This window comes from Candidatus Leptofilum sp. (genome assembly GCF_965223525.1).
In the GTDB taxonomy this organism is placed as follows: Bacteria; Chloroflexota; Anaerolineae; order Promineifilales; family Promineifilaceae; genus Leptofilum.
On sequence record NZ_CBDCWX010000005.1, the window covers coordinates 2,315,427 to 2,337,945 of the forward strand.

The window sequence follows — 22,519 nt, forward strand, 5'->3', positions numbered from 1 at the left end:
TTTCAGGACTGCCAGTCCTCAACATAATTAAGGAGAAAACATTTCATGAAAGCAGCAACCATTGGCATCCACGGCGGGTACGAAACTGACCCCACCACCAAAGCCGTCGCCGTGCCCATCTACCAAACCGTGGCCTACGAGTTTGACAACGCCCAACATGGTGCAGACTTGTTCAACTTGGCTGTGCCGGGCAACATTTACACCCGCATCATGAACCCCACGGCCGATGTGCTGGAAAAGCGCGTGGCTGAACTGGAAGGGGGCATTGCGGGGCTGGCCGTCAGTGCAGGCAGTGCGGCCGTGAATTATTCCATCCTGACCATTGCCGAGGCGGGCAGCAATATTGTCTCTGTGCCGCTGCTGTACGGTGGCACGTACACGCTGTTTGCCCACATGCTGCCAAAGCAGGGCATCGAAGTGCGCTTTGGCGAGGACGACAGCCCGGCTAGCCTGGAAAAGTTGATTAATGAAAAGACAGCGGCCGTTTTCTGCGAAACCATCGGCAACCCGGCGGGCAACATTGTTGATCTGGAAGCGATTACGGCGATGGCGCACAAGCACGGCGTGCCCGTTATCGTGGACAACACCGTTGCTACACCCATTCTCATCCGTCCGATTGATTACGGCGCAGACATTGTGGTGCATTCGCTCACCAAATACATGGGCGGGCACGGTAACTCGTTGGGCGGCGTCATCGTGGATTCTGGCAAATTCCCTTGGGCAGAACATGCCGACCGCTTCTCCATGCTTACCACGCCAGAGCCGTCGTATCACGGAGTGGTGTACACAGACGCGTTGGGGCCAGCGGCGTTTATTGGCCGCGCCCGCACCGTGCCGCTACGCAACACTGGCTCAGCTATTAGTCCATTGAATGCGTTCCTCATCTTGCAGGGCATTGAAACGCTGGCTCTGAGAATGGAACGGCACACGGAAAACGCACTGGCGGTGGCCAACTATCTGGATAACCACGAGAGCGTTGCCTGGGTGAGCTTTGCCGGGTTGCCCAGTTCACCCTACTATGAATTGGCGCAAAAATACACGGATGGTAAGCCATCTGCCTTGCTCACCTTTGGCATAAAAGGTGGCTTTGAGGCTGGCGTGAAGTTTTACGATACGCTTAAGCTGTTCAAGCGGCTGGTCAACATCGGCGATGCCAAGTCTCTGGCGGCGCATCCAGCCTCCACCACGCACCGGCAGCTCACGGATGAGGAACTGACGGCTGCGGGGGTTACGCCAGATGCGATCCGGCTGTGCATTGGCATTGAGCATATTGATGATATTTTGGCCGATTTGGCACAGGCGTTGGCCGCGGCAGGATAAGTAATTCGTAATTGAGTAATTGGTAATTGTCCAACAATTACCAATTACAAATTCCTTTCAAAGGAGAGTCGTCATGTTTGAGTGGACGCAACTGGCAACATTTATGCTGGCGGCAAGTTTGCTGATTGTGGTGCCGGGGCCAGCGGTTTTGTACGTGGTGGCACGTTCTATTGACCAGGGGCGATTGGCTGGCATTGTGTCGGTGCTGGGGATTGCGTTAGGTGCATTGGTGCATTCCTTAGCGGCGGCGGTGGGGATTACGGCCGTTCTCACCGCCTCAGCCCTCGCATTCAGTACCGTCAAATATTTGGGCGCTGCCTATCTCGTCTACCTGGGCATCACCACTCTGCTCAAAAAGCCTGATCTGCAAGAAAAGATTGTAGTTAAGCGGCAACCACTGTGGCAAATCTTCCGCCAGGGGTTTGTGGTGAACTTGCTCAATCCTAAAACCGCCCTCTTTTTTCTGGCGTTCCTGCCCCAATTTGCCGATCCCACACGCGGCTCCGTGCCGCTGCAAACTTTCTTGCTCGGCCTTGTTTTTGTGATAATTGCCCTGGTTAGCGACGGCATCTACGCGCTGTTGGCAGGGCAGCTCGGTGGCTGGCTCAAGCAAAGTCAGACATTCCAGCAGCGGCAGCAGTATTTTTCTGGGTTGGTGTACATTGCGCTGGGGGTGGGAACGGCCGTTTCCGGCAGCAAAACCCAATAAGGCGGTACATTTGAGGTAAAAATTATGTTCAACGTTTGCGACAACTGTGGTTCCTATCGGCCAGACAAAGAAATCCAGCAAAGCCCAGCCCGCGCCATCTGCCCGGATTGCCAACATGCCCATCATTTTGTGCAGCAGCCTTTATTTGTCATTTGTGGGCCAAGCGGTGGCGGGAAAACGGCCGTTTGCCGACATCTACAACAGCAAACCAACGCATTCATCCCCTTAGAAGCGGACATCCTGCTTCGTCCTGAATTCAACAATCCCGACAAAAAAGGTGACTTCCAGGAAACCTGGCTGCGTGTCTGCAAAAACGTCGGGCAAGCGGGGAAACCAGTCGCTTTATTCCACTCAGGTGGCCTGCCACAAAACATCGAGCCATGTGTGGAGAGACGCTACTTCAGCACCATTCACTACCTTGCCCTGATCGCCACTGACGCCACCATTGCTGCCCGGTTAGAAGCACGACCAGCCTGGCGCGGCTGCACGCCTGCATTTATTGACGATCAGGTGGCCTACAACCAATGGTTTCGCCGCGAAGGGATGCACCGCACTCCGCCCATAACGACTCTTGATACCACGCAAGCGACAGTTATTGAAACCAGCAATCAGGTACTTCGCTGGGTGCGCTTTGACTTTACAAAGCCAGAAACTTAAACTTATCCTGACGCCTTTGCCAATGTAAAAAACTGTTTCTCATACGGCCGTTTGGCAAAAATGAGGCAAGATTGGCTAAACAAACCCACAGTTTGGAGGATGTGAAAACGATGAACTTAACGATTTTTGGTGCCACCGGGGGAACCGGACAAGAACTGGTAAAACAAGCATTAGCTGCGGGCCACAAGGTAACGGCCTATGTACGCAATCCGGCCAAAATGGCGCAAACTAGCGAGGCGCTCACCGTCGTTCAAGGCGAAATGAACGAGCCAGACAAAATGACCCAGGCCATTACTGGTGCCGATGCCGTTATCAGTGCCTTGGGGCCTACCAGCAACACGCCGGAACGGCCGTTAACCGCCGGGATGGCTTACATTGTCGCTGCCATGAAAGAGGCGGGGGTTTCTCGCCTCATAGCGGCCACGGGCGCAGGCGTGGCCGATCCCAACGACAAGCCACAGCTCATCGGGCGACTGTTTGGGCTGGCGCTGCGCCTGTTCGCCAAACACGTTCTTGCCGACAGCCAGGGCATGGTAACGGCCGTTCGCAACAGCGGCCTAGATTGGACGCTTGCTCGCGCCCCACGCCTGCATGACAAGCCCACAAACGGCAAAATCAGGGTCGGCTACGCTGGGCAAGGTCCCGGCACGCAGCTTGCCCGCCCCGACTTCGCCCGCTTCATGCTGGCGCAGCTAGAATCTGAGGAGTGGATCAACAAAGCCCCCATGATCAGCAATTGAGAATTTATCAAATGTAGTCATGGATTCTTTCCACGCCAAAGCCAAAATCACGCCGAAAGAATCCACAGCTACGAAGCAATAAAGAAGTTTGTGTTGGAATGAGCTCCGTAAGAAATATGACTGTTTTGGGCAAAACGGCCGTTCCGTGCTACCATTTCATCCCGGTGCAACTTTGGCACAAGTGAGGAAGAAATGCCTGGAATAACCGGAAAGAAAATCAAAATCGCAGAAATCGTGCGAAAAACAAATCGTAATTCATAGCCTGATCCTTCTGGATTAGGCTTTTTTTTTGCCAAAACGCAACGTTCATAGTGGTTAGTACTAACCACTAGCAACCATTTCAAAGGGGGCATATGACAGAAACAATCACATTACCCGGACTCGTAGACGTTCACACCCATCTGCGCGTGCCGGGCGGGGAGCATAAAGAAGATTTTCGTACCGGAACGGCCGCTGCGCTGGCAGGCGGCATCACCACAATTTTGGGAATGCCCAACACCAGCCCCCCGCTGAGTACACTCAAAGAACTTGCCACTGCCCGCCAGCAAGCGGCACAGGATATTTTGTGTGATGTCGGCCTGTTTGCTGGGGCTAGCCCAGAGGTTATTGGCCAACTGCCTGACTGCGCTCCGCATGCCGCTGCCCTCAAAATTTACCTCAACGATACCTTTGGCCCGCTACGCGTGGAAGACGTGCCTACATTGGCAGCCTGCTTTGCCACCTGGCCCCGCGACAAAATGATTGCCATGCACGCCGAAAAGCAGAGTGTGGCCGTGGGCATCGGGCTGGCAGCAGCCTACAATCGCCCAGTCCATTTTTGCCACATCAGTCGCCGTGAAGAGATTGAACTGATTGCCCAGGCCAAAGCCGCAGGGCTGCCGGTGACCTGTGAGGTGACACCGCATCACCTCTTCCTCACCGAGGCGGATGCGGCGCGGCTGGGGCCGCTTGGCGACATGCGGCCGCTGCTCGGCACGCCGTCTGATGTGGCCGCGCTTTGGGAACATCTGCAGGAGACGGTGGATTGCATCGCCACAGACCACGCGCCGCACACGCTGGCAGAAAAGCACTCGGACACGCCGCCGCCGGGGGTGATTGGTTTGGAAACGTCATTGCCGCTGATGATGACGGCCGTTCAACAAAACCGCCTCACCCTAAACCGCCTCATCGAACTTATGCACCATAACCCACACCACATTTTTAACTTGCCAGAACAGCCAGATACGGCCGTAACCGTCGAGCTTATCCCCAACACCATCACCAACCAGATGGTGCAAAGCAAATGCGGCTGGACGCCGTTCCACAGCACCGAGGTGCTGGCTAAGGTGCAAAAAGTGGTGCTGCGCGGGGAGGTTGTGTTTGAAGACGGCCGTGTTTTGGCACAACCGGGATCAGGCGCACTGTTACCGTAAATTAGCCACGGATTTCACGGATTTTCTAAGGATAGATTATTGAGAATCCGCGAAATCCGTGGCAAAAGTATTGAGGAGAAAATATGCACATCAAAACTCTAGAACCCTTATTTGATTTTGACTCGCTTGCTGCCCCATACCTAAACAGCAATGGGCTGACTGGACACGACATTCTGTCCGTTTCCCAATTTGACCGCGATAAACTATCCTACATTTTTAGCCGCGCACGGGAAATGCGGGAGATGGTAGACCGTGTTGGCGGCACTAATTTGCTCAAGGGCAAGGTACTGGCCTGCCTTTTTTACGAACCGAGCACCCGCACCAGCTCCAGCTTCATTGCCGCCATGGAGCGGCTAGGCGGCAGCGTCATCCCGATTACGCAAGGCGTGAAGTTCAGCTCCATCAGCAAAGGAGAAACATTGTCCGACACCATCCGTGTACTGGAGCAATATGCCGACGTGATTGTGTTGCGGCACCCGGAAATTGGCTCTGCACGAGAAGCGGCCGAAGCGGCTAGTGTCCCTGTCCTCAACGCGGGCGATGGCCCCGGTGAACATCCCACCCAGGCGCTGCTGGATTTGTTCACGATTCGGGAAGAGTTGGGCACCATTGACGGCTTGAAGGTAGCGATGGTGGGTGATTTAAGATACGGCCGTACTGTCCACTCCCTCACCAAACTGCTGTTGCAATATAATGTCAGCCTCCGCTTTGTCGCACCAGAAATTTTGCGGCTGCCTCTCAAGGTGATGAATGAGGTCATTGATTCTGGTCTCAACGTGCGCGAAACCCACGACGTGGCCGACGTCATCGAAAACGCCGACGTGCTGTACGTGACCCGCGTGCAGAAAGAGCGGTTCACCGATTTGGCTCAGTATGAAGAGGTGAAAAATTATTACCACATCACCCCAGAAATCATGGGCATGGCAAAAGAAAAAATGGTGGTGATGCACCCCCTGCCCCGCGTCGGCGAAATTCACGATTCGGTGGATGATGACCCGCGGGCAGCTTACTTTCGCCAGGTTCGCAACGGCATGTACATTCGCATGGCGCTGCTGGCGGCGGTGCTGGGGCGAGCGTAATTTGCTGATCATTTTCCCAGAAACTCGGAGTTCCTTGGGGAAATTTACAGTTGGTTCGTTCGGAACTGCATAGCAAACTTGTTAAGCAAAACACAGAGTTTGAACTGGAAAAAAGATAAGATAAAGACAGTTAAGCAAAAAAACTCTTCTCTTTCTTCTCTTCCGCTTCAAGGCCCCTGTAAGGGGGTCTTGTTGTTTCTATTGATTTTGCCTGATAATCTTACCGCTGAGTGTGCAAAGAACACAGAGGTTTGAATTTTAGCGGTAAAAAGTATGGCAAAAATTGAGATTAAACCAATCGCGGATACGGCAGGCTGCACGGCCGTTGAACAACTGCAAATTGACGCCTGGAAATTGGCAGATTACCGGGAGGTTGTGCCTGTACATATGCTGCTCACCTTCCACAAAAACGGGGGTGTCTTGCTAGGGGCTTACGCAGGGGAGCAACTGGTTGGCTTTGTGGCGGGGTTTGTGGGGTTGATGGCGAACGGCCGTTTCAAACACGCTTCTCACCAACTGGGGATTCACCCACAGTTTCAGGGACGAGGCATTGGCACTATGCTAAAACTGGCGCAGCGGCAAGCGGTGCAGCAGCAAGGGCTAGACCTCATCACTTGGACGTATGATCCGCTAGAAATTGGCAACGCCCGGCTCAATATTCACAAGCTGGGAGCCACCTGCCGCACCTACATTCCCAACCTATACGGCAATGCAGACGGCATCAACGCCGGGCTGCCCACTGATCGCTTTCAGGTGGATTGGCACATCAACAGTGCTCATGTGGAAAATCGGTTAGCGGGGAGGGATGTGAGGGAAACGGCTGTGCACAAGCATCTCATTTTGAACCCCGTGGGAGAGAACGGCCGTCCAACCGAAAAACCAAAACCACCCACCGAGCCAATTCACTTTGTGCAAATCCCCCACAACTTTCAAGCCCTCAAAGCCCAGGATATGCCGCTGGCGCAGGCCTGGCGGCTGCACACCCGTCAGCTTTTTATTAATCTCTTTGCCCAAAACTACACGGTCACCGATTTTGTTTTGCAAAATGAGCGCGCTTTCTACCAACTAACAAATTACTGATTATCCAGCTCTCCCAAAACCGTCTGGTAAAGCGTGTCAGCGCGTAAATCTTCCAGTGTGTGGCAGGGGGCATCCAGCTTTTCGGCAAGCAGCTTGGCCAGACCCTGGTCAAAGGCAGCGTGTTCCATGTTGATGACGACGGAGCGTACCCCCAACTCCTTGATGAGCTCAGAAATGCGGTGTGCTTCCTGTTGTGGTGGCATGTCGCTCAGGCTCACGTTGCCCGCGCCGTCGGTGAGCAAAATCAGCATCGGCATCACGTCTGGGTGCGTGTACGCTTCCTGCCGGAACACGTCGTAGGCCATCATCAGCCCGGCGGAGAGCGGCGTTTTGCCGCCCACGGCGATGTCTGCCAGCGCCTGTTTGGCCAGCTGTACCGAATTTGTTGGTGGCAGCACCAGATTGGAATCATTCTTGTTGAACACAATCAGCCCTACGCGATCCCGCCGCTGGTAAGCGTCTGTGAGCAGCGACATGATCGCACCTTTGGTTGCTTCCATCCGCTCGGCGACGGCCATGCTCCAACTGGCATCCACGGCAAAGAGGATGAGATTGGCGGCGCGGCGCACGCGCACTTTTTCGCGCAGATCGCTTTTTTCAAGCGCCAATGCCAGCTCAGATGTGTCACGTTCTTTTTGGTAGGGGGCTGCTGCGCGGAAGGTGGCATCAAAGGCCAAATCGGTTACTTTGCCCTTAGGAACGCGGGCCTGCACGTAACGGCCGCGTTTGCGTTCTGTCTTGGTTTGGGAGCGGCGTCCGGCTGATTTGCGGGTGAGGCGGTCTAGCTGGGTGTCCAGGCGACGCGCCATGAACTCCTGCTTGGACTGGATTTTTTGGCCGCCTTCCCACCATTGACCATCTTGCGCGGTTTGGGGAACCGTTTGGGGACCAGCCTCTGCCTGCTGGCTGGTTTCGGCCCCGTCACTGGCTTCATCCGAATCTAATGTTTTTTTTTAACGTTATCCTGTTCGACGCTATCGTCCATCGGGTCGTCGGTAGGGTCGCCCATGCCCATTTCGGACTGCACATCTTCCAGCCGCTCTTCCAAATCGGCGGCAGAGATGGCGGTGTCTTGGAACGGCCGTCCCTTAATCCGGTGCGGCAATGCCAGTTCAGCCGCCAACACGATGTCCTCGTCTGTAATTTGGCTGCGTCCCTGGAAGGCGGCATGTGCCTGCGCGCCGCGCAAAATCACCAGGTCGGCGCGGTGGCCGTCTACGTTCATGGCACTGGTTAGCCCTGCGATAGAGTGCAGATCGCGGCGGGAATATTTCACTTTGTTGACGATTTCACGGGCTTCACAAATTTGGTCAGCCAATTGCTTTTCGTGGTCTTCCCACTCCTCGCGGAAGGCGTCGGGATTCACTTCAAAGCTCAGGCGGCGTTCCATAATCGAGACGCGCTGGTGGGCATTGGTCAGGCCGGAGATTTGTACGGAGAAGGCAAAGCGGTCTAGCAATTGGGGACGCAGATCGCCCTCTTCCGGGTTCATCGTGCCGACGAGGATGAATTTGGCGGGGTGAGTGAAGCTAATACCCTCACGTTCCACCACGTTCACGCCCATCGCCGCCGAATCCAGCAGCAAATCCACGACGTGATCATCTAGCAAATTCACCTCATCTACGTAGAGTAAGCCTCGGTTTGCAGCAGCCAACACGCCAGATTCAAAGTGCTTTTCACCTTTTTGAATTGCTTTTTCGATGTCCAATGTGCCCACCACGCGGTCTTCTGTGGCGCTCACGGGCAAATCCACAAACGGGGTGCGGCGGGCGGTGATTTCCAACATGCCGTCGGCGTGGCGCACGCGGCATTCGTCGCACCATTGGCTAGTGCGGTTGGGGTCGCAGCCAAAGCGGCAGTCAGCCACGGTTTCGATGTCCGGCAAGAGGGCAGCCAGGGCGCGGGAGGCGGTAGACTTTGCGGTTCCGCGCTCGCCCCGGATGAGGACGCCACCAATTCGGGGGCTAACGGCGTTGAGGATCAATGCCCGTTTCATGCGTTCCTGTCCGACGATTGCTGTGAAGGGAAAGACTGCTCGACGTGCCATTTGTTTCTCCAGGTTTTGGTATTCAGTGGTCGGTAATTGGTTTACAGATTGCCGACTGGAAGATTATACTGCATGGGATTTTGCTGGCAACGGCCGTTTCGCCCCCACTTATCTTTCGAGAATAAAAAAATTTGGCTTGAATCGTTATTCAATGTGGGCTAGAATGTGGATTGAACTCCACATTGTGATAGGTGAGGTGTAACATGAAAACGATTCAAATGACGATTGATGAAGAGTTATTAGCGGCAGTAGATACGGCCGTGCGCGATTTAGGTACCAGCCGCTCTGCATTTTTGCGCGAGGCGTTGCAACGCGCTCTGCGAGCACGCCAGATTGCGGCTTTGGAACGGCAGCAAATTGCGGGCTACGAGCGGCATCCAGTTGCCCCAGATGAGTTTGATGTCTGGCAAGATGAACAGGTTTGGGAGGGTGTGGCGTGAAGCGTGGCGAAATCCGCTGGTACACTTTTCGTTCGCCAGATAAACGCCGTCCGGTTTTGATTTTGACCCGCAATTCTGCACTAGGGGTGTTGACTGGTGTCACCATTGCCCCGCTTACTTCCACCATCCGCAATATTCCCACCGAAGTTGTGCTGACCCCTGCCGAAGATGGCGTGTTGACGGAATCGGCCGTTAATTTGGACAATTTGCAAACGGTGCACAAGGCAAAATTGGGTGGTTTAATAGCGGTTCTCTCACCGGATAGGCTAGATGCTGTTGAGCGTGCCCTTTGTTTTGCTTTGGGGATTGATTATTTGCTTTAACCTGTGAGATTTGCAAAATGCTCAAACAAATGTTTCTTTTGATTTTCTTGCTCATTTCACTTGGTGCTTGTGCTGTTATTGTGCAGAACAATGACTCCTCCGATACGAATGAAGGCGATCTGTTCCTTGAGGAAAATATTGAAGGATTTCGTATTTTTGAGGTTTCAACTTATTCTGGTCAGATCGAGAATGAATTGTTTAACGAAAGCAATAATTTCAGAGCATTTTTTACCTGTGATTTTCACTGCAATATTTTTGTGGAAGACATCAAAAACGAAATACTTTATCAATTAGACGCACCATCCTTCATTCCCGGTCGTCCATTTTCAAATTTAGAATGGACCTCTGCCACCATATTGGAGTTTAGACAAGCCACTCAACCTCATCACGCAGTTTATTACATCATTGATGTTAAAAAACAGGAGCTTATCAACGCAATCCCCGAATACCTTCCATAAAATTGCCAATAGCTTTTGAAAAATGGATTTGAGCAAAAATGCGTGAATGGTCTCATGCTATCTATTTGTCTTCTTGGTACAATCCAGCCGCTTTTTGACACATTCGGGATGGAGAAACTCAGATGAAGAGCCGAAAAATGCGGATTGTTTTGAGCGTGGTGGCGGGGCTGTTCGTTTTGTATGTCGCGCTGGCGTGGCGGGCGCAGCCAGTGCCGGAGCATCCATTTTATACCCAGCAAGACGGCGGCGTGATGGTCATTGCCCACCAGGGTGGCGAATGGTTGCGTCCCAGCAATACGCTGGTTGCCTTTGACCACGCGGTTGAGCTGGGCGTGGACGTGCTGGAGATGGACGTTCACCAAACGAAAGACGGTGTCATTATCCTCATGCACGACGACACGGTGGATCGCACTACCGACGGCCGTGGCACCATCAAAGAGATGAGCTTTGCCGAAATCCGTGAGCTAGACGCGGGTCATTATTGGACTGACGATGACGGGGCGACCTATCCGTATCGCGGTCAGGGCATTCAGGTGCCAACGCTTGAAGAAATCTTCCAAAACTACCCAGAGATGCGGATGAATATTGAGATTAAGCAGGAGACGCCGAGCATGGTACGGCCGTTCTGCCAACTCATCCGTGACTACAACATGGAAGAAAAAATCCTCGTCGCTACCTTCCATCAGGCCACGGTGGAGGAGTTCCGCCAGGTGTGTCCCCATGTGATTACCTCGATGGTGGAGCCAGAAATTCAGCTCTTTTTTGGCTTGAACACCGTCTTCTTGGGTGCGTTGTTTCAAGCTCCAGGTACTGCATTTCAGGTGCCGCGAACCTCTTCACTGCCCATCATCGGCACGGTAGATGTGCTTACCGAGCGATTCATTCGTGTAGCCAATTCCCACAACATTCAAGTTCACGCCTGGACAATCAATGACCCCGCCGAAATGGAGCGGCTCATTGGGCTGGGTGTTAACGGCATCATCACAGATAGACCAGATTTGCTTCTCGAAGTGACAAGGTGACAGGGTGATCAACTTAACAATTCACAATTCATTATTCACAATTCATTATTCCCATGCGTTTTCCCAATAAACCCTTCGCCTCCCAAGGCGGCCCGATCGTGCTGGCGCATCGCGGCTGGCCGGGGCTGTACCCGGAAAACACGATGCTGGCCTTCCAAAAAGCGGCGGAGCTACCAATTGATGGGCTGGAGATTGATATTCACCAAACGGCCGATTCCGTGCTGGTGGTTTTTCATGATGCCACTCTGGAACGAACGACGAATGGAAACGGCCGTGTCCAAGACCATACCCTCGCCGAACTGCAAGGATTGGACGCGGGCTACCGCTTCACTCTCGACGGTGGGCAGACCTATCCCTTTCGCGGACAAGGGGTCACTATTCCCACACTAGCGGAGGTTTTTGAGAACTTTCCCGACCTGTGGATCAATATTGACATGAAGCAGGAGACGCCCAGCCTGGTGCAGGATTTTGCCGATCTCATTCGCCGGCACGATGTAGCGCACCGTCTGTGTGTGGGGTCATTTAGCAATCAAACGGTTAGTGATTTTCGCCGCGCTTGCCCAGAGGTGACTCGTACTGCCTCTCACGCCGAGACGGTGCGTTGGTTTGCTCTTAGCAAGCTGCGGCTAGATTGGCTGTATTGGGGGCAGGGCCACGCGCTGCAAATTCCAGAAATAGACCCGGACAGCGGTTGGCAATTGGTGACGCCTCGTTCTGTGCGTGCCGCGCACCGCAACAAAATGGCGGTTCACGTCTGGACGGTTAACGAAACGGCCGATATGCAGCGTCTGCTTGATATGGGTGTGGACGGGTTGATTTCTGACTTTCCCGACCGAGCGTTGCGCTTGCTAGGACGGTTGTAAATGATAGAAAAATGGATTGGCGTAGTGGGTGGGGTTGGCCCCTTTGCCGGGATCGATTTGCTGGGCAAAATTGCGGCGCAAACTGTTGCCCAGCAGGATCAAGATCATCTCACCGTCCTTAACTGGTCACAGCCCAGCGAAATCGTGGATCGCACAGAATATTTGCTGGGAGAAGTGGACGAAAATCCGGCGGGAGCGTTAGCGGTGCAGGTGCAGCAATTGGCAAAAGCAGGCGCAGGCGTGGTGGGGATTCCTTGCAATACCGCCCACGCGCCGCGCATCTTTAACAAGATGCGTGCAGAACTGGCAGCCGCCAACTGTGATGTAAAGTTGCTGCACATGATTGAGGAAGTCGGCCGTTTTTTGCAAACAACGCTGCCACAAGTTACCCAGGTTGGCGTGCTGTCCACCACCGGCACGTACCGGGCGGGGGTGTATGTGGATGTGTTGGAGCCGCTGGGATTTACGGCCGTTCTCCCCCCACTCCCCCTGCAAACCGAAAAAATTCACCCAGCTATCTACGATCCAGTTTATGGCATCAAAGCATGTGGCGTCGCCACGAAGCAAGCACAGGAAAATCTACGAGAAGGCGTTGCTACCCTCAAAGCTGCCGGAGCCGAAGCAATTATTCTCGGCTGTACCGAACTGCCGCTGGCCTTCAACAAGCCCACCATTGCCGGATTGCCCCTCATAGACCCCACGCTCATTTTAGCCCGCGCCCTCATCCGCGAAGCCAATCCTGCTAAGTTGAAACCTCTCTGATTTTTATCCGCAGATTTCACAGATTACGCAGATTTTTCTTTTTTCTGTGTATCTCTGTACTTTCTCTGCGTAACTCTGTGTTCCGCTTTTCAAAAAGGAGAAAACTATGCCCAGAATACGCGAATTAGGAATTTACGAAAGCCAACTCCCCCCTGGCTCCCTCAACAGCATCACCGATGTGGTGGGCGTGGCGGTGGGGCATTTTACGCTGATTGAGGGGGAAGGTGCCTGGACGGGCAGCGGGCCATTTCGCACGGGAGTGACGGTGATTTTGCCGCATCAGGGCAATTTGTATGAGGAGAAGGTGGTGACGGCCGTTCACACCATCAACGGTTTTGGCAAGGTGGCGGGCTTTGAGCAGGTGCGCGAGCTAGGCAACATCGAAACCCCAATTGCCCTGACGAGTACGCTGAACGTACCCCGCGTTGCCGACGCGCTGATGACCATTGCCATTGAGCAAAATCCACACATTGGGCTGGGCTTTGCTGCCACCGGACGGCAAGGATACGCGAGCGTCAATCCAGTGGTGGGCGAGACGAGTGATGGTTTTTTGAGCGACATGCAGGCGCGGCCAATTGGTCTGGTGGAGGTGCGGGCGGCGTTGGCCGCTGCGACGATGGGTTCAGTGGCCGAGGGTGTGGTTGGCGCGGGAACCGGAACAAGCTGCTACGGTTGGAAGGGGGGCATTGGCACAGCCAGCCGGGTGCTGCCGGAGCGGGGTCATCATTTCACAATTGGCGCATTGGTACAGAGCAATTTCGGCCGCCCAGAGGAACTCACGATTGCGGGCGTGCCCGTTGGTTTGCATCTGCAGCCGCCGCCCAGCCAGCGCGTGGAGGATGGCTCGATTATGATCATTCTGGCGACGGATGCGCCGCTGGACGTGCGGCAGCTAGGGCGATTGTGCCAGCGCGCCGCGTTTGGCCTGGCGCGGACGGGCAGCACTTGCCACGGCGGCAGTGGGGATTTTGTGATAGCGTTTAGCACGGCCAACCGGATGCCGGACAGGCCGGAGAAGATGGTGGTAGGGAGAACGGCCGTTTACGAGCAACCGATCATGAGCCTGTTCTCGCTGGCGGTTATCGAGGCGGTGGAAGAGTCAATTTACAACAGCCTGCTCATGGCGCACACGGTGGTGGGGCGGGATGGCAACACGCGCCACGCTCTGCCTGTGGAAGATGTAGTCAAAATAATGCGAGCATACGGCCGAAAATAAAAGCTAGTAGCCGCGGATTCTTTCCGTGCCCCGGATACGCGGAAAGAATCCGCGGCTACTAGGTGGGTATTTAACTGTCGTTTTGGTCAATGGCGCGTTGGGTGACGCGGTAGATTTCATCCAGCGAAGCCCCACGCGCTTTTTCCAATCGCTCGACGCGCTTTTGGAATTGATTCAGAGCGTAATCGGTGAAAACGGACTCTTCCAGACCAAAAGGCATTACGTCGTAGGCGGCAAAGGCATCCCCGACGACGCCAAGTGCTGGGGGCAGCAGGTCGTTCATCGTCTCCTCCAGCACAGCCCACAAGCTATCATCGGCGGCGACAAGGCGGGAGAGCAGGAAGATGCCGTAGGCGATGTGGCGGGATTCATCCTGCTGCAAGAGGCGGATGCCTTCGCGTACACCGGGCAGGATGTTGTTTTGTTGCATCACGGTGAAGTAAGCGTGGTAGCCCGTTTCGGCCAGCACGCCTTCCACAATCATGTTGTAGGTAACAGAGGCGCGCACTTGGGCAGCAGGCGAGGCATCTGCTTGCAAAGCACGTAACGCCTGGGGCAACGCCTGGTAAAAGAGGGTGTGGTAATTTTCGGTATGGTAATGGCTCAAATCAGAATCTGCCTGCACTACTTCAACCAAAAAGCGATTGAAAAAGTCGGTGTGCTTGGCTTCTTCAAACAAGAAAGTGGTGAGGAACATCTCCTCTTCTAGCCGCCCTTCCTGGGCAATCGCCAAAATGAGAGGTAGCAAATCCAGCGTTACCGCTTCTTCGCCCGCCTGGAACATTGCCGTGAGGCGTAGCAGCAAATCCTGCTCATCGGGGGCAAGCTGCTGCCAATCGGCCTTGTCCTGCGCCAAATTGATGTCGCTAGGGTTCCAAATGCCCAACCGTTTGGCCTTTTCATACAGGCGCATCGGCGGCGTGTGCCGCTGCAAGCCGTGGGTGGTGGTTAGAAATTGTTGGTGGGTCATCGCTTGATAGGCTCCTTTTACACAATTTTTATCATTTATCTGAGTTGTTTGACGCAAACGCATCAAGTAGATTTTTATTTGCAGGCTTGGGGTTCAGTGAGGCTGACATTTTCTAGATAGGGTTGCAGGGCATCGCGTAGTTCAGGTTGTTCCAGGACGGCACCGTTGTCTAGGGGGTATTGGCAGGCCAGGTCAATGAGGGTTTGAATGCCTGCGGCATCCAGTTCCATTTCAAGATTAAGGACACCAGCTTCGTGCATTGCTTCTAACCATGCCAGGTCTAGCCAATAAGCCCGCCCATCCTGATAATGCACAATTGCCGTTGGCAAGGTTGAAAAAAAAGTAATTTTAGTCGCATTCGCACCTAATGGAGCTAGCAACTGCCCGTTCGCTGCTCGCAATAGCTCGCTATTACCATCTGAATAATGAGCAAACAGCAAGGTCTCATTGGAGCTAAACTCCGACCACGCTACCGCACCAGGGAGAGTAGCAAGGAGCGAGCCGTTGTTAGCGTCCCGTAATTCACTCGCAACACTGTGCGCGACATCATAATAATCAACCCGCAGCCATTTTCCATTGGGGCTAAACTCCGCTCTCGTTACCGCACTAGGGAGAGTGGCAAGGAGCGAGCCATCGCTGGCATCCCGTAGCTCATCTGCTGCATCTTGATAATCAACCAGCAGCCATTTTCCATTGGGGCTAAACTCCCATTGAGCCACCTTACCAGAGAGGGTGGCAGGGAGTGAGCCGTCGCTAGTGTCCCGCAGTTCATCTGGTGCATTAGAATAAAGAACCAAAAGCATGGTCTCATTGGGGCTAAACTCCCACCTATCCACATCACCAGAGAGGATGGCAAGGAGTGAGCGATCGCTGGCGTCCCGTAATTCACCCGCTGCATCATGATAATCAATCAGCAGCCTGGTCTCATTGGGACTAAACTCCGAACGCCCTAACTGACCAGAGAGAGTAGCTATGAGCGAGCCGTCGCTGGCGTCCCGTAGTTCACCTGGTGCATTAGAATAACGAACCAAGAGTCTGGTCTCATTGGGACTAAACTCCGAATCCCCTAACTGACCAGAGAGAGTAGCTATGAGCGAGCCGTCGCTGGCGTCCCGTAGTTCACCTGGTGCATTAGAATAACGAACCAAAAGTCTGGTCTCGTTGGGACTAAACTCCGAATCCCCTAACTGACCAGAGAGAGTAGCTATGAGCGAGCCATCGCTGGCGTCCCGTAGTTCACCTGGTGCATTAGAATAATCAACCAGCAGCCAGATCTCATTGGGGCTAAGGGCAATATCTTCAATCTGTGACCCAATCAATTTGGTGCGACCCAAATGGAACATCTGCTTCTGAGTATCTGCAAGGACATCAGATTCCTGATTATGTGTTTGGGCTAACATTAAACCCTCTAAAACGAGGGACAATCCTAATTGCGGATTGTCTTCAAACAATCTTTGCCCTTCACTAACCAAATAGCGCGCGTTTGCTAAATTTTGGGCTATTTCAGCATCTAATCGGGAACTTGCTTCTGCCGTTGCTGCCACTTGGGCGTCAGATTCTCTAGTTTGGGCTAGGGAAGCGTTCGCATCACTCGTGCCTTGAGCATCAATTGCTTCAGCGGCAGATGTTTCCGCAACTTGTTCATTAAAAATAGCCGTTGCTTCATTGTCCTTTGCTAATTGGTTACTGTTTACTAGCAAGATGGTCAAGACTAAAGTGGCTAACAAACCCGCGACAAGTACCCCTACTATTTGGCGCAGGCGGGCGCGTCCTTTTTTCTGTTCTTCGGCTAGCCGATTGGCCTGGTCTAGCTCATGCTGGCGGTGGGCTTCTTCTGTTGCTTCCCGCTCCTGTCGCTTTTGTAAACTGGCTTCAATGAACGCAATTTCTCCGCTGCTTAAATCATCTGGCCGCTTACCCAGCCACTCTTCGGCAACCGAAAGCGGGGCACTTCGTAACAAAAATCCATCATTTTGCCCATTTTCCTGCCACAGCTTCAAGTCGGCACGTAGCCGCTCTTGCCACATGCGGAGTTCTCGGTCGCGCTCCATCCACTCCTGCAATCGCCCCCAATGCTGGATCAACGCTTCGTGAATCAGCTCCACCGTTTCAGCAGTTTGGCTGCTTGGGTCAATTGCTTGGTCTTCAAGGTTGGTAATTAGCAGGCGGGCATCGGCCAGTTGGGGAACTAACGCCCAGCCTGCTTCGTCCAAGTCGGTGCGGCGGGCAATGCGGCGGGTATCTTCCGCCCCTGCGCCGGGGTGTACCAACTGCACCATCACCCGCTGAATCGCCTCCTCCAGTGCGGGGTCATCCTGGGTCAGCCTTGCCAGAGTTTCATCGGCGTGGCGGGCTAATGCCCCAGAAACGCCGCCAATCTCTTCGTAGGCGGCGTGGCTCATCTGCCCGTCGCTTTGCCGTTCCCACAGCAGGGTCAAGGCAAATTCCAGCAGGGGCAGATTGCCCGCATGGTCGCCCACATCCTCCAAAATGCGCGTTACGAGGCCGTCGGCAAAGCCAACGCCTGCATTGGCAGCGGGCTGCACAATCGCTGTTTCCAACTCATCCGGCGACATCAGGCCAATTTTGATATCTCGGTCTTGCAAGGTGGCCACCATCTTGGGATAAGCCAAAACCTGCCCCAAAAAATCAGCGCGCAAGGTCAAAACCAGCGTAGCATCGTAGGCTTTATCTGGTTGGTCAAAGCCCGCCAGAACTACATCCAAAAAGCGGCGACGCTGTTCAACATCAGCTACCTGCGTATACAGTTCCTCAAACTGGTCACAGTAGAGCAACAGCTTGGCGGTGGGCTGTTCCTGCTGAATCATTTGCAGGTAGTCGGTTAGGGTTGCATCGCCGCTTTGCAGGTGGGTGGCCAGCCGCCTTGCTTTTGGCGGCTTGTCAATCGTACTGACGTTAGGTTCAAGGAGGGGTAGTAGAGCTTGCGCCAGTGCTATGAAAGGGTCAACACCAGGGCGAAAATCAGCAATCAGCCAATTCTTCTCATCTTCAAGTTCAGGAATCAGCCCCGCAAAAACCACAGAAGATTTACCGCTGCCAGATGGCCCAATAACAGCGACTAGTGGTTGGTCATAGACAGCTGCCTTCAATTTGGCCGTAAATTCTTCACGGCCGAAAAAGTTCTTGGCGTCTTCTACCTGAAAAGCGTGCAAGCCTTTGTAAGGACATTCAACATCTGCAGGCGGCCCACTGCGCCAATCTATTCGGGGGCGTTTTTCCTCTGCTAGAGTAATTAGTTGCTCGATCTGTTTGCTGCGCTTTAGCTTCAGGAGCAGTTCACGCACCTTGGCAGATAAGGTTTCCCCTGCCAAATCGTCGTACCGAATATTGAGATTTAAGCAGAGGGTGCGAAACTCATCTAGATCGAACGAGTTCACCAGCAAACGATGCAATTGGCTAAGCGAAGCAGGAAGCTGATTCGATGGCAAATCGGGCATGGACACTACCTAAATGATAAGACTGGATGCAGGATTTATTGATGTTGTTGAATTGGGTGATTGTTGGTCAATCTGGCAAAGATTTTAGCGTATTTTGGTTATCGGGTAAAGATTTGGTTGTAGAGCCATTTGCTAATTCAAACTCACCTGCATACAATTCGCACGGTTCATTTTATAGAAGAAAATTGTTACACAGATGGGTAACTGAGTCCAGCAGGGCTGTTACCCATTATTCTTTATGGGGTGTAGCGAGGATGAACTGGAGGAATTCTGTGAATTTGAAACGAAATGTTTTAAGTATATTCTGGCTGCTGCTGTTTGCTTTGGTTTTTGCTTTGGTTGGATGCCAAACAGAACCGGAGGCGGACGAAGCCGCAGAGGTTGATGTGCAGGCGACGGTGGATGCGGCCGTTTCCCTCACGGTCACTGCTCAAGCGGAAAATGAAGTAGAAGCGGAGGCAGTTGTTGAGGCAACGCTGCTGCCCACTTTGACCCCCGTGCCCACGCAGGTGCCAGCCACGCCAACGGTGGATGCGACGGCGACGCCACCGCCCACCAGCACACCCAAGCCCACGAGCTTGCCCATTCCCACGAATACACTTGTGCCCACCGATACGCTAGAACCAACGGCCGTACCGCCCACCGCAGCCCCCGTGAATACCCAACCACCCCCGCCGCCCACCGTTCCGCCGGAACCAGTGTTAGGGGGCAACTTACTGGTTAACGGCTCATTTGAAGATGGCTGGTACAACCTGAATGGTGCACCGGAGTTCCAACTGCCCAACGGCTGGATTATGGAATTTGATTCTGGCCCGACGGGTTTTGGCGGGGAAGCGTGGGACATCTGGTTCCCGCCGGAGACGCGCGTGCTGCCCTACTACCAATTGCCAGAGCATGAGCGCAGTCTGTTCATTCGGCATGGTGAATACACGATTAAAGCGTTTAAGGGGAATGGCCCGATTAGCTTGCGCCTGCTGCAAGATATAGCTCTGGAGCCGGGCACCTACGTTTTCACCGTGTACGTCTTCCCGGATTTGGTGTCCAGCTATGAAGGTGGCAAACAGTTTTCCAACGATCCGTTTGCGGGTGAGGTGCGCTTTATTTCGCCCAGCGGCGGCACTGGCTGGCTGACGTTTGGTGCAGGTTACGGCACCTGGGGCGTGTTTGAGCATACCTTTACGATTGATACTGCCCAGACGGTACGGATTGGTGTGGGGCTGCGTGGCCGATATGCGTTGGACAGCAACGGCTTTTTCATTGATGATTGGTCTTTACAACGCGTCGAGAATTAACGTATGAAATTAGGAGTTATCGGGTTGCCCAGCAGTGGCAAAACCACCATTTTTAACGCCCTTACCAAGGGAGATGCACCCACGGGACAAAGCATGGGCGGCCGTTTTGATGTGTTAACGGCCGTTGTCAGCGTATACGATGAGCGGGTGGATGTCTTGACAGAGATGTTCAATCCCAAGAAAACCACCTTTGCTAAAATCACTTACACCGACGTGGCGGGCATTAAGAAAGGTGCCAACGAAGGCGGGGGGATGAGCGCCGAACTGCTTAATCATTTAGCCGGGCTGGATGGCTTTGTGCATGTGGTGCGCGCTTTTGAATCTGATTTGGTGCCGCATGCCGACGGCAGCGTGGACGCCGCCCGCGATCTGGAAATTGTGGACACTGAGTTTTTGCTAAACGATTTGGGCATTGTGGAGCGACGCATCGAGAAGATTGAGGATGGCTTACGCAAGGGCGCAACCAAAAACAAGGCAGCGGCCCAGGCGGAGCTAACCCTGTTTCAGCAGTTGAATGAGACCTTGAGTGAGGAACGGCCGTTACGCACCCTCGACCTCAGCGACGAACAAGAAAAAATGCTGCGCGGCTATGGCCTGCTTACTCTCAAACCCGTGATTGTCATCATAAACATCGGTGACGATCAGGAGGAACTCGATCTGGCGTATGATTTTCCGCATACAGTGGTTGCCAATCTGCGCGGCAAGCTGGAAATGGAGCTTTCTCAACTCAGCGCCGCTGGGGACACCGAATCGCTGGAAATGTTTATGGAAGAGTACGGCGTGACGGAACTAAGCCTGGATCGAGTGATTGGCTTGAGCTATGATTTGATGGGGCTGCAATCCTTTTTTACCGTGGGCGAAGATGAAGTGCGCGCCTGGACGATCAAGCGGGAGGCAACGGCCGTTGACGCCGCTGCTACCATTCACACAGATTTAGCCAAAGGGTTTATCCGCGCCGAGACGGTAGCCTACGATGAGTTGGTGGTGCTGGGCGGGCTGCCCCAGGCGCGCAGCGCAGGCAAGCTGCGCCAAGAAGGCAAAACCTACATCGTGCAAGATGGCGATGTGATTAACATTAAGTTCAACATTTAGTTCCAAGTTAGGTGACAGTCACTTCCAAAGCGACTGTCACCTATGGAGAACTGGTATGGATTTTGCGCGGAAGATGAAATGGGTTATTGGATTGATCACTATTTTGCTGGTGGCTGCTTGTGGCTCAGAGACGTTGCCAACGGCCGTTCCCACCCTGAATGTTCCTACCTCTTTGCCTGCCACCGACGCTGTGCCAGAAGAACCAACAGCCGTACCTACCAACACACCCCCTGCCATCGAGCCTGAACAACTGCCAACCGAGGCAGCAACGGCCGTCTCTCCCACCAACACGCCAGAACCAACACCAACCCCGCTAACGCCCACCGCAACTGCCACCACGAGCAGCGGCAGCGCAGGTAATTTTTCTGTTATCTACGTGGAGCCAAACGACGTGCTCAACGTGCGCTCTGGCCCCGGCGTGGCCTTTGGCATTGTGGGCAGCATCCCGCCCACCGCCACCGACGTGCAGATTACGGGCAGCGGACAACTGGTTTCTGGCTCTACCTGGGTGCCGGTACAGCGGGGCAACCTGACTGGTTGGGTCAACAGTCGCTTTTTGACTGGCAACCTGTCTGATGCGACCTTTTGTGAGAATACGGCCGTTTTGCAATTGCTCAATCAGTTGGAAACGGCCGTTGCCAACCAGGATGATGCGCTTTTGGCTCAACTCATTCACCCAGAGCGTGGCCTGCGTGTGCGCCTGCTTTGGTACGAAGCCGAAACCCGCCTAGATAATCAGAACCTGCTTGGCGACCCCACCAGCTACAATTGGGGCAACGCCGCAGGCAGCGGCGAACCGATTTTGGGAACGCCAGAACAGGTGTTGTTGCCTCGCTTGCAAAACGATTTTCTGGGGGCGACAGAAACCGCCTGCAACAGCATTTTGCATGGGCCCACGCCCGGTTTTGTGGTGCTGCCAGATACGTACGCACCACTCAACCATTATTCTTACTATCGCCCCGGTACAGCCGAATTTGACGGCTTGAATTGGGGCAGTTGGGCAATTGGTGTGGAGTTGTGGCAAGGCAGCTATTATGTAAGTGCGTTGCTTCATTATCAGTGGGAACCATAATTTATTTGGGAGACATTGCTGTGCTGACGAAAATAATTACCTCTCTTTTTCTGGAGCGACCCGCTAAGAAGTTGACCATGTCTGCCTGGGGTGAAAAATTGACTGCTAGCGGTGAGGCAATCGGCCAAAAACTGGATAAAATCCCCGATTCGCAAAGTAATCGCCAGATGTTGTCTCACATCATTGGCATTGAGCAATGGGGGCAAAGTCGGTTGCGAGTCGGGTTAGGCGAGCCATTCAAAGAAGAAGAGTATGACGGCTATCGCCCCTCCCAGAATCGCAGTTGGGAGCAGTTAAAAACGGAATTTCGCATTGTCAGACGGAAAACGGTTGCGCTGGCCGAAGAGCTTGATAACAAACAAGCAGACCAATTTATGACGGTAAAGCACAATCAATTTGGCGAAATAAGTTTGGGTGCTTGGCTGCGATATTTAGATTTCCATACCAGTCGTGAATCCAAAAGGATTAAATAAGAGCACTAGTTGCCTCACAAGAGTAGAATGCACA

At 53.7% G+C, this 22,519-nt stretch carries 22 protein-coding genes; 18 read left to right on the forward strand and 4 right to left on the reverse strand.

All coding sequences use genetic code 11. The annotated features are described in order from the left end of the window. Window positions 1–45 precede the first annotated feature (45 nt). From ACOQPM_RS15595 to ACOQPM_RS15625, 7 genes are all read left to right on the forward strand, one after another. Window positions 46–1,320, forward strand: a complete 1,275-nt coding sequence (locus ACOQPM_RS15595) for an O-acetylhomoserine aminocarboxypropyltransferase/cysteine synthase family protein (RefSeq protein ID WP_420630193.1) — start codon at window positions 46–48, stop codon at window positions 1,318–1,320. Between the two features lie 73 nt (window positions 1,321–1,393). Continuing rightward, window positions 1,394–2,029 carry a LysE family translocator gene (locus tag ACOQPM_RS15600; protein ID WP_420630194.1) on the forward strand — a complete coding sequence of 212 codons (636 nt, stop codon included), beginning with the start codon at window positions 1,394–1,396 and terminating at the stop codon, window positions 2,027–2,029. Between the two features lie 24 nt (window positions 2,030–2,053). Beyond that, window positions 2,054–2,686: a nucleoside kinase gene (locus tag ACOQPM_RS15605; RefSeq protein ID WP_420630195.1), complete on the forward strand. Its 633-nt coding sequence runs from the start codon at window positions 2,054–2,056 to the stop codon at window positions 2,684–2,686. A gap of 71 nt (window positions 2,687–2,757) precedes the next feature. Continuing rightward, a complete protein-coding gene (locus tag ACOQPM_RS15610; RefSeq protein WP_420630196.1) occupies window positions 2,758–3,426 on the forward strand; it encodes an NAD(P)-dependent oxidoreductase in 669 nt (222 codons plus the stop codon). A 353-nt stretch (window positions 3,427–3,779) separates the two neighbouring features. Next, a complete protein-coding gene (locus tag ACOQPM_RS15615; RefSeq protein ID WP_420630197.1) occupies window positions 3,780–4,838 on the forward strand; it encodes an amidohydrolase family protein in 1,059 nt (352 codons plus the stop codon). An 83-nt stretch (window positions 4,839–4,921) separates the two neighbouring features. Next, window positions 4,922–5,917: an aspartate carbamoyltransferase gene (pyrB, locus tag ACOQPM_RS15620; RefSeq protein WP_420630198.1), complete on the forward strand. Its 996-nt coding sequence runs from the start codon at window positions 4,922–4,924 to the stop codon at window positions 5,915–5,917. A 273-nt stretch (window positions 5,918–6,190) separates the two neighbouring features. After that, entirely contained in the window at window positions 6,191–6,997 is an 807-nt protein-coding gene (locus ACOQPM_RS15625) for a GNAT family N-acetyltransferase (protein WP_420630199.1), read from the forward strand. Here the strand turns inward: ACOQPM_RS15625 and ACOQPM_RS15630 are convergent. Both ACOQPM_RS15630 and ACOQPM_RS15635 read right to left on the reverse strand, forming a co-directional pair. After that, window positions 6,991–7,806, reverse strand: coding sequence for a vWA domain-containing protein (locus ACOQPM_RS15630; RefSeq protein WP_420630200.1), 816 nt, complete (start codon window positions 7,804–7,806; stop codon window positions 6,991–6,993). The genes ACOQPM_RS15625 and ACOQPM_RS15630 overlap by 7 nt on opposite strands. 131 nt (window positions 7,807–7,937) lie before the next feature. Further along, window positions 7,938–9,044, reverse strand: coding sequence for an ATP-binding protein (locus ACOQPM_RS15635; RefSeq protein ID WP_420630201.1), 1,107 nt, complete (start codon window positions 9,042–9,044; stop codon window positions 7,938–7,940). A 203-nt stretch (window positions 9,045–9,247) separates the two neighbouring features. On the opposite strand from ACOQPM_RS15635, the gene ACOQPM_RS15640 reads away from it, so the two are divergent. The 7 genes from ACOQPM_RS15640 (at window position 9,248) to ACOQPM_RS15670 (ending at window position 14,128) form a co-directional block, all read left to right on the forward strand. Further along, the gene (locus ACOQPM_RS15640) at window positions 9,248–9,484 is read left to right on the forward strand and encodes a ribbon-helix-helix domain-containing protein (RefSeq protein ID WP_420630202.1); all 237 of its coding nucleotides are present in this window, start codon (window positions 9,248–9,250) and stop codon (window positions 9,482–9,484) included. Further along, window positions 9,481–9,807 carry a type II toxin-antitoxin system PemK/MazF family toxin gene (locus ACOQPM_RS15645; RefSeq protein WP_420630203.1) on the forward strand — a complete coding sequence of 109 codons (327 nt, stop codon included), beginning with the start codon at window positions 9,481–9,483 and terminating at the stop codon, window positions 9,805–9,807. Before ACOQPM_RS15640 ends, ACOQPM_RS15645 begins: the two co-directional genes overlap by 4 nt. A 17-nt stretch (window positions 9,808–9,824) precedes the next feature. Then, on the forward strand, window positions 9,825–10,265 hold the full coding sequence (locus tag ACOQPM_RS15650; protein ID WP_420630204.1) for a hypothetical protein: 441 nt from the start codon (window positions 9,825–9,827) through the stop codon (window positions 10,263–10,265). A 122-nt stretch (window positions 10,266–10,387) separates the two neighbouring features. Beyond that, the gene (locus tag ACOQPM_RS15655; protein WP_420630205.1) at window positions 10,388–11,287 is read left to right on the forward strand and encodes a glycerophosphodiester phosphodiesterase; all 900 of its coding nucleotides are present in this window, start codon (window positions 10,388–10,390) and stop codon (window positions 11,285–11,287) included. A gap of 98 nt (window positions 11,288–11,385) precedes the next feature. Further along, the gene (locus ACOQPM_RS15660; protein WP_420630206.1) at window positions 11,386–12,150 is read left to right on the forward strand and encodes a glycerophosphodiester phosphodiesterase; all 765 of its coding nucleotides are present in this window, start codon (window positions 11,386–11,388) and stop codon (window positions 12,148–12,150) included. Further along, window positions 12,151–12,912: an aspartate/glutamate racemase family protein gene (locus ACOQPM_RS15665; protein WP_420630207.1), complete on the forward strand. Its 762-nt coding sequence runs from the start codon at window positions 12,151–12,153 to the stop codon at window positions 12,910–12,912. Between the two features lie 106 nt (window positions 12,913–13,018). Beyond that, window positions 13,019–14,128, forward strand: coding sequence for a P1 family peptidase (locus tag ACOQPM_RS15670; RefSeq protein ID WP_420630208.1), 1,110 nt, complete (start codon window positions 13,019–13,021; stop codon window positions 14,126–14,128). Window positions 14,129–14,198: 70 nt separating this feature from the next. Here ACOQPM_RS15670 and ACOQPM_RS15675 read toward each other — a convergent pair whose 3' ends face one another. Together ACOQPM_RS15675 and ACOQPM_RS15680 are read right to left on the reverse strand one after the other, a co-directional pair. After that, window positions 14,199–15,098, reverse strand: a complete 900-nt coding sequence (locus ACOQPM_RS15675) for a R2-like ligand-binding oxidase (protein WP_420630209.1) — start codon at window positions 15,096–15,098, stop codon at window positions 14,199–14,201. A 74-nt stretch (window positions 15,099–15,172) separates the two neighbouring features. Next, window positions 15,173–18,556: a hypothetical protein gene (locus ACOQPM_RS15680; protein ID WP_420630210.1), complete on the reverse strand. Its 3,384-nt coding sequence runs from the start codon at window positions 18,554–18,556 to the stop codon at window positions 15,173–15,175. Between the two features lie 272 nt (window positions 18,557–18,828). Here ACOQPM_RS15680 and ACOQPM_RS15685 point away from each other — a divergent pair, with 272 nt between their 5' ends. Genes ACOQPM_RS15685 through ACOQPM_RS15700 form a run of 4 tightly spaced genes read left to right on the forward strand, consistent with a single transcriptional unit; the run spans window position 18,829 to window position 22,485 of the window. Then, entirely contained in the window at window positions 18,829–19,848 is a 1,020-nt protein-coding gene (locus ACOQPM_RS15685) for a hypothetical protein (RefSeq protein WP_420630211.1), read from the forward strand. 3 nt (window positions 19,849–19,851) lie between these two features. Then, a complete protein-coding gene (ychF, locus tag ACOQPM_RS15690; RefSeq protein WP_420630212.1) occupies window positions 19,852–20,940 on the forward strand; it encodes a redox-regulated ATPase YchF in 1,089 nt (362 codons plus the stop codon). A gap of 55 nt (window positions 20,941–20,995) precedes the next feature. Then, window positions 20,996–22,012: an SH3 domain-containing protein gene (locus tag ACOQPM_RS15695; protein WP_420630213.1), complete on the forward strand. Its 1,017-nt coding sequence runs from the start codon at window positions 20,996–20,998 to the stop codon at window positions 22,010–22,012. 20 nt (window positions 22,013–22,032) lie between these two features. After that, a complete protein-coding gene (locus ACOQPM_RS15700; RefSeq protein ID WP_420630214.1) occupies window positions 22,033–22,485 on the forward strand; it encodes a DinB family protein in 453 nt (150 codons plus the stop codon). Window positions 22,486–22,519 lie beyond the last annotated feature (34 nt).

Coding starts and splice junctions, on each gene's coding strand:
- ACOQPM_RS15600 (WP_420630194.1), top strand. CDS start 1,394: ATGTTTGAGTGGACGCAACTGGCAACATTTATGCTGGCGGCAAGTTTG.
- ACOQPM_RS15640 (WP_420630202.1), top strand. CDS start 9,248: ATGAAAACGATTCAAATGACGATTGATGAAGAGTTATTAGCGGCAGTA.
- ACOQPM_RS15605 (WP_420630195.1), top strand. CDS start 2,054: ATGTTCAACGTTTGCGACAACTGTGGTTCCTATCGGCCAGACAAAGAA.
- ACOQPM_RS15655 (WP_420630205.1), top strand. CDS start 10,388: ATGAAGAGCCGAAAAATGCGGATTGTTTTGAGCGTGGTGGCGGGGCTG.
- ACOQPM_RS15595 (WP_420630193.1), top strand. CDS start 46: ATGAAAGCAGCAACCATTGGCATCCACGGCGGGTACGAAACTGACCCC.
- ACOQPM_RS15665 (WP_420630207.1), top strand. CDS start 12,151: ATGATAGAAAAATGGATTGGCGTAGTGGGTGGGGTTGGCCCCTTTGCC.
- ACOQPM_RS15695 (WP_420630213.1), top strand. CDS start 20,996: ATGGATTTTGCGCGGAAGATGAAATGGGTTATTGGATTGATCACTATT.
- ychF (WP_420630212.1), top strand. CDS start 19,852: ATGAAATTAGGAGTTATCGGGTTGCCCAGCAGTGGCAAAACCACCATT.
- ACOQPM_RS15670 (WP_420630208.1), top strand. CDS start 13,019: ATGCCCAGAATACGCGAATTAGGAATTTACGAAAGCCAACTCCCCCCT.
- ACOQPM_RS15675 (WP_420630209.1), bottom strand. CDS start 15,098: ATGACCCACCAACAATTTCTAACCACCACCCACGGCTTGCAGCGGCAC.
- ACOQPM_RS15650 (WP_420630204.1), top strand. CDS start 9,825: ATGCTCAAACAAATGTTTCTTTTGATTTTCTTGCTCATTTCACTTGGT.
- ACOQPM_RS15625 (WP_420630199.1), top strand. CDS start 6,191: ATGGCAAAAATTGAGATTAAACCAATCGCGGATACGGCAGGCTGCACG.
- ACOQPM_RS15615 (WP_420630197.1), top strand. CDS start 3,780: ATGACAGAAACAATCACATTACCCGGACTCGTAGACGTTCACACCCAT.
- ACOQPM_RS15635 (WP_420630201.1), bottom strand. CDS start 9,044: ATGGCACGTCGAGCAGTCTTTCCCTTCACAGCAATCGTCGGACAGGAA.
- pyrB (WP_420630198.1), top strand. CDS start 4,922: ATGCACATCAAAACTCTAGAACCCTTATTTGATTTTGACTCGCTTGCT.
- ACOQPM_RS15680 (WP_420630210.1), bottom strand. CDS start 18,556: ATGCCCGATTTGCCATCGAATCAGCTTCCTGCTTCGCTTAGCCAATTG.
- ACOQPM_RS15630 (WP_420630200.1), bottom strand. CDS start 7,806: ATGGCGCGTCGCCTGGACACCCAGCTAGACCGCCTCACCCGCAAATCA.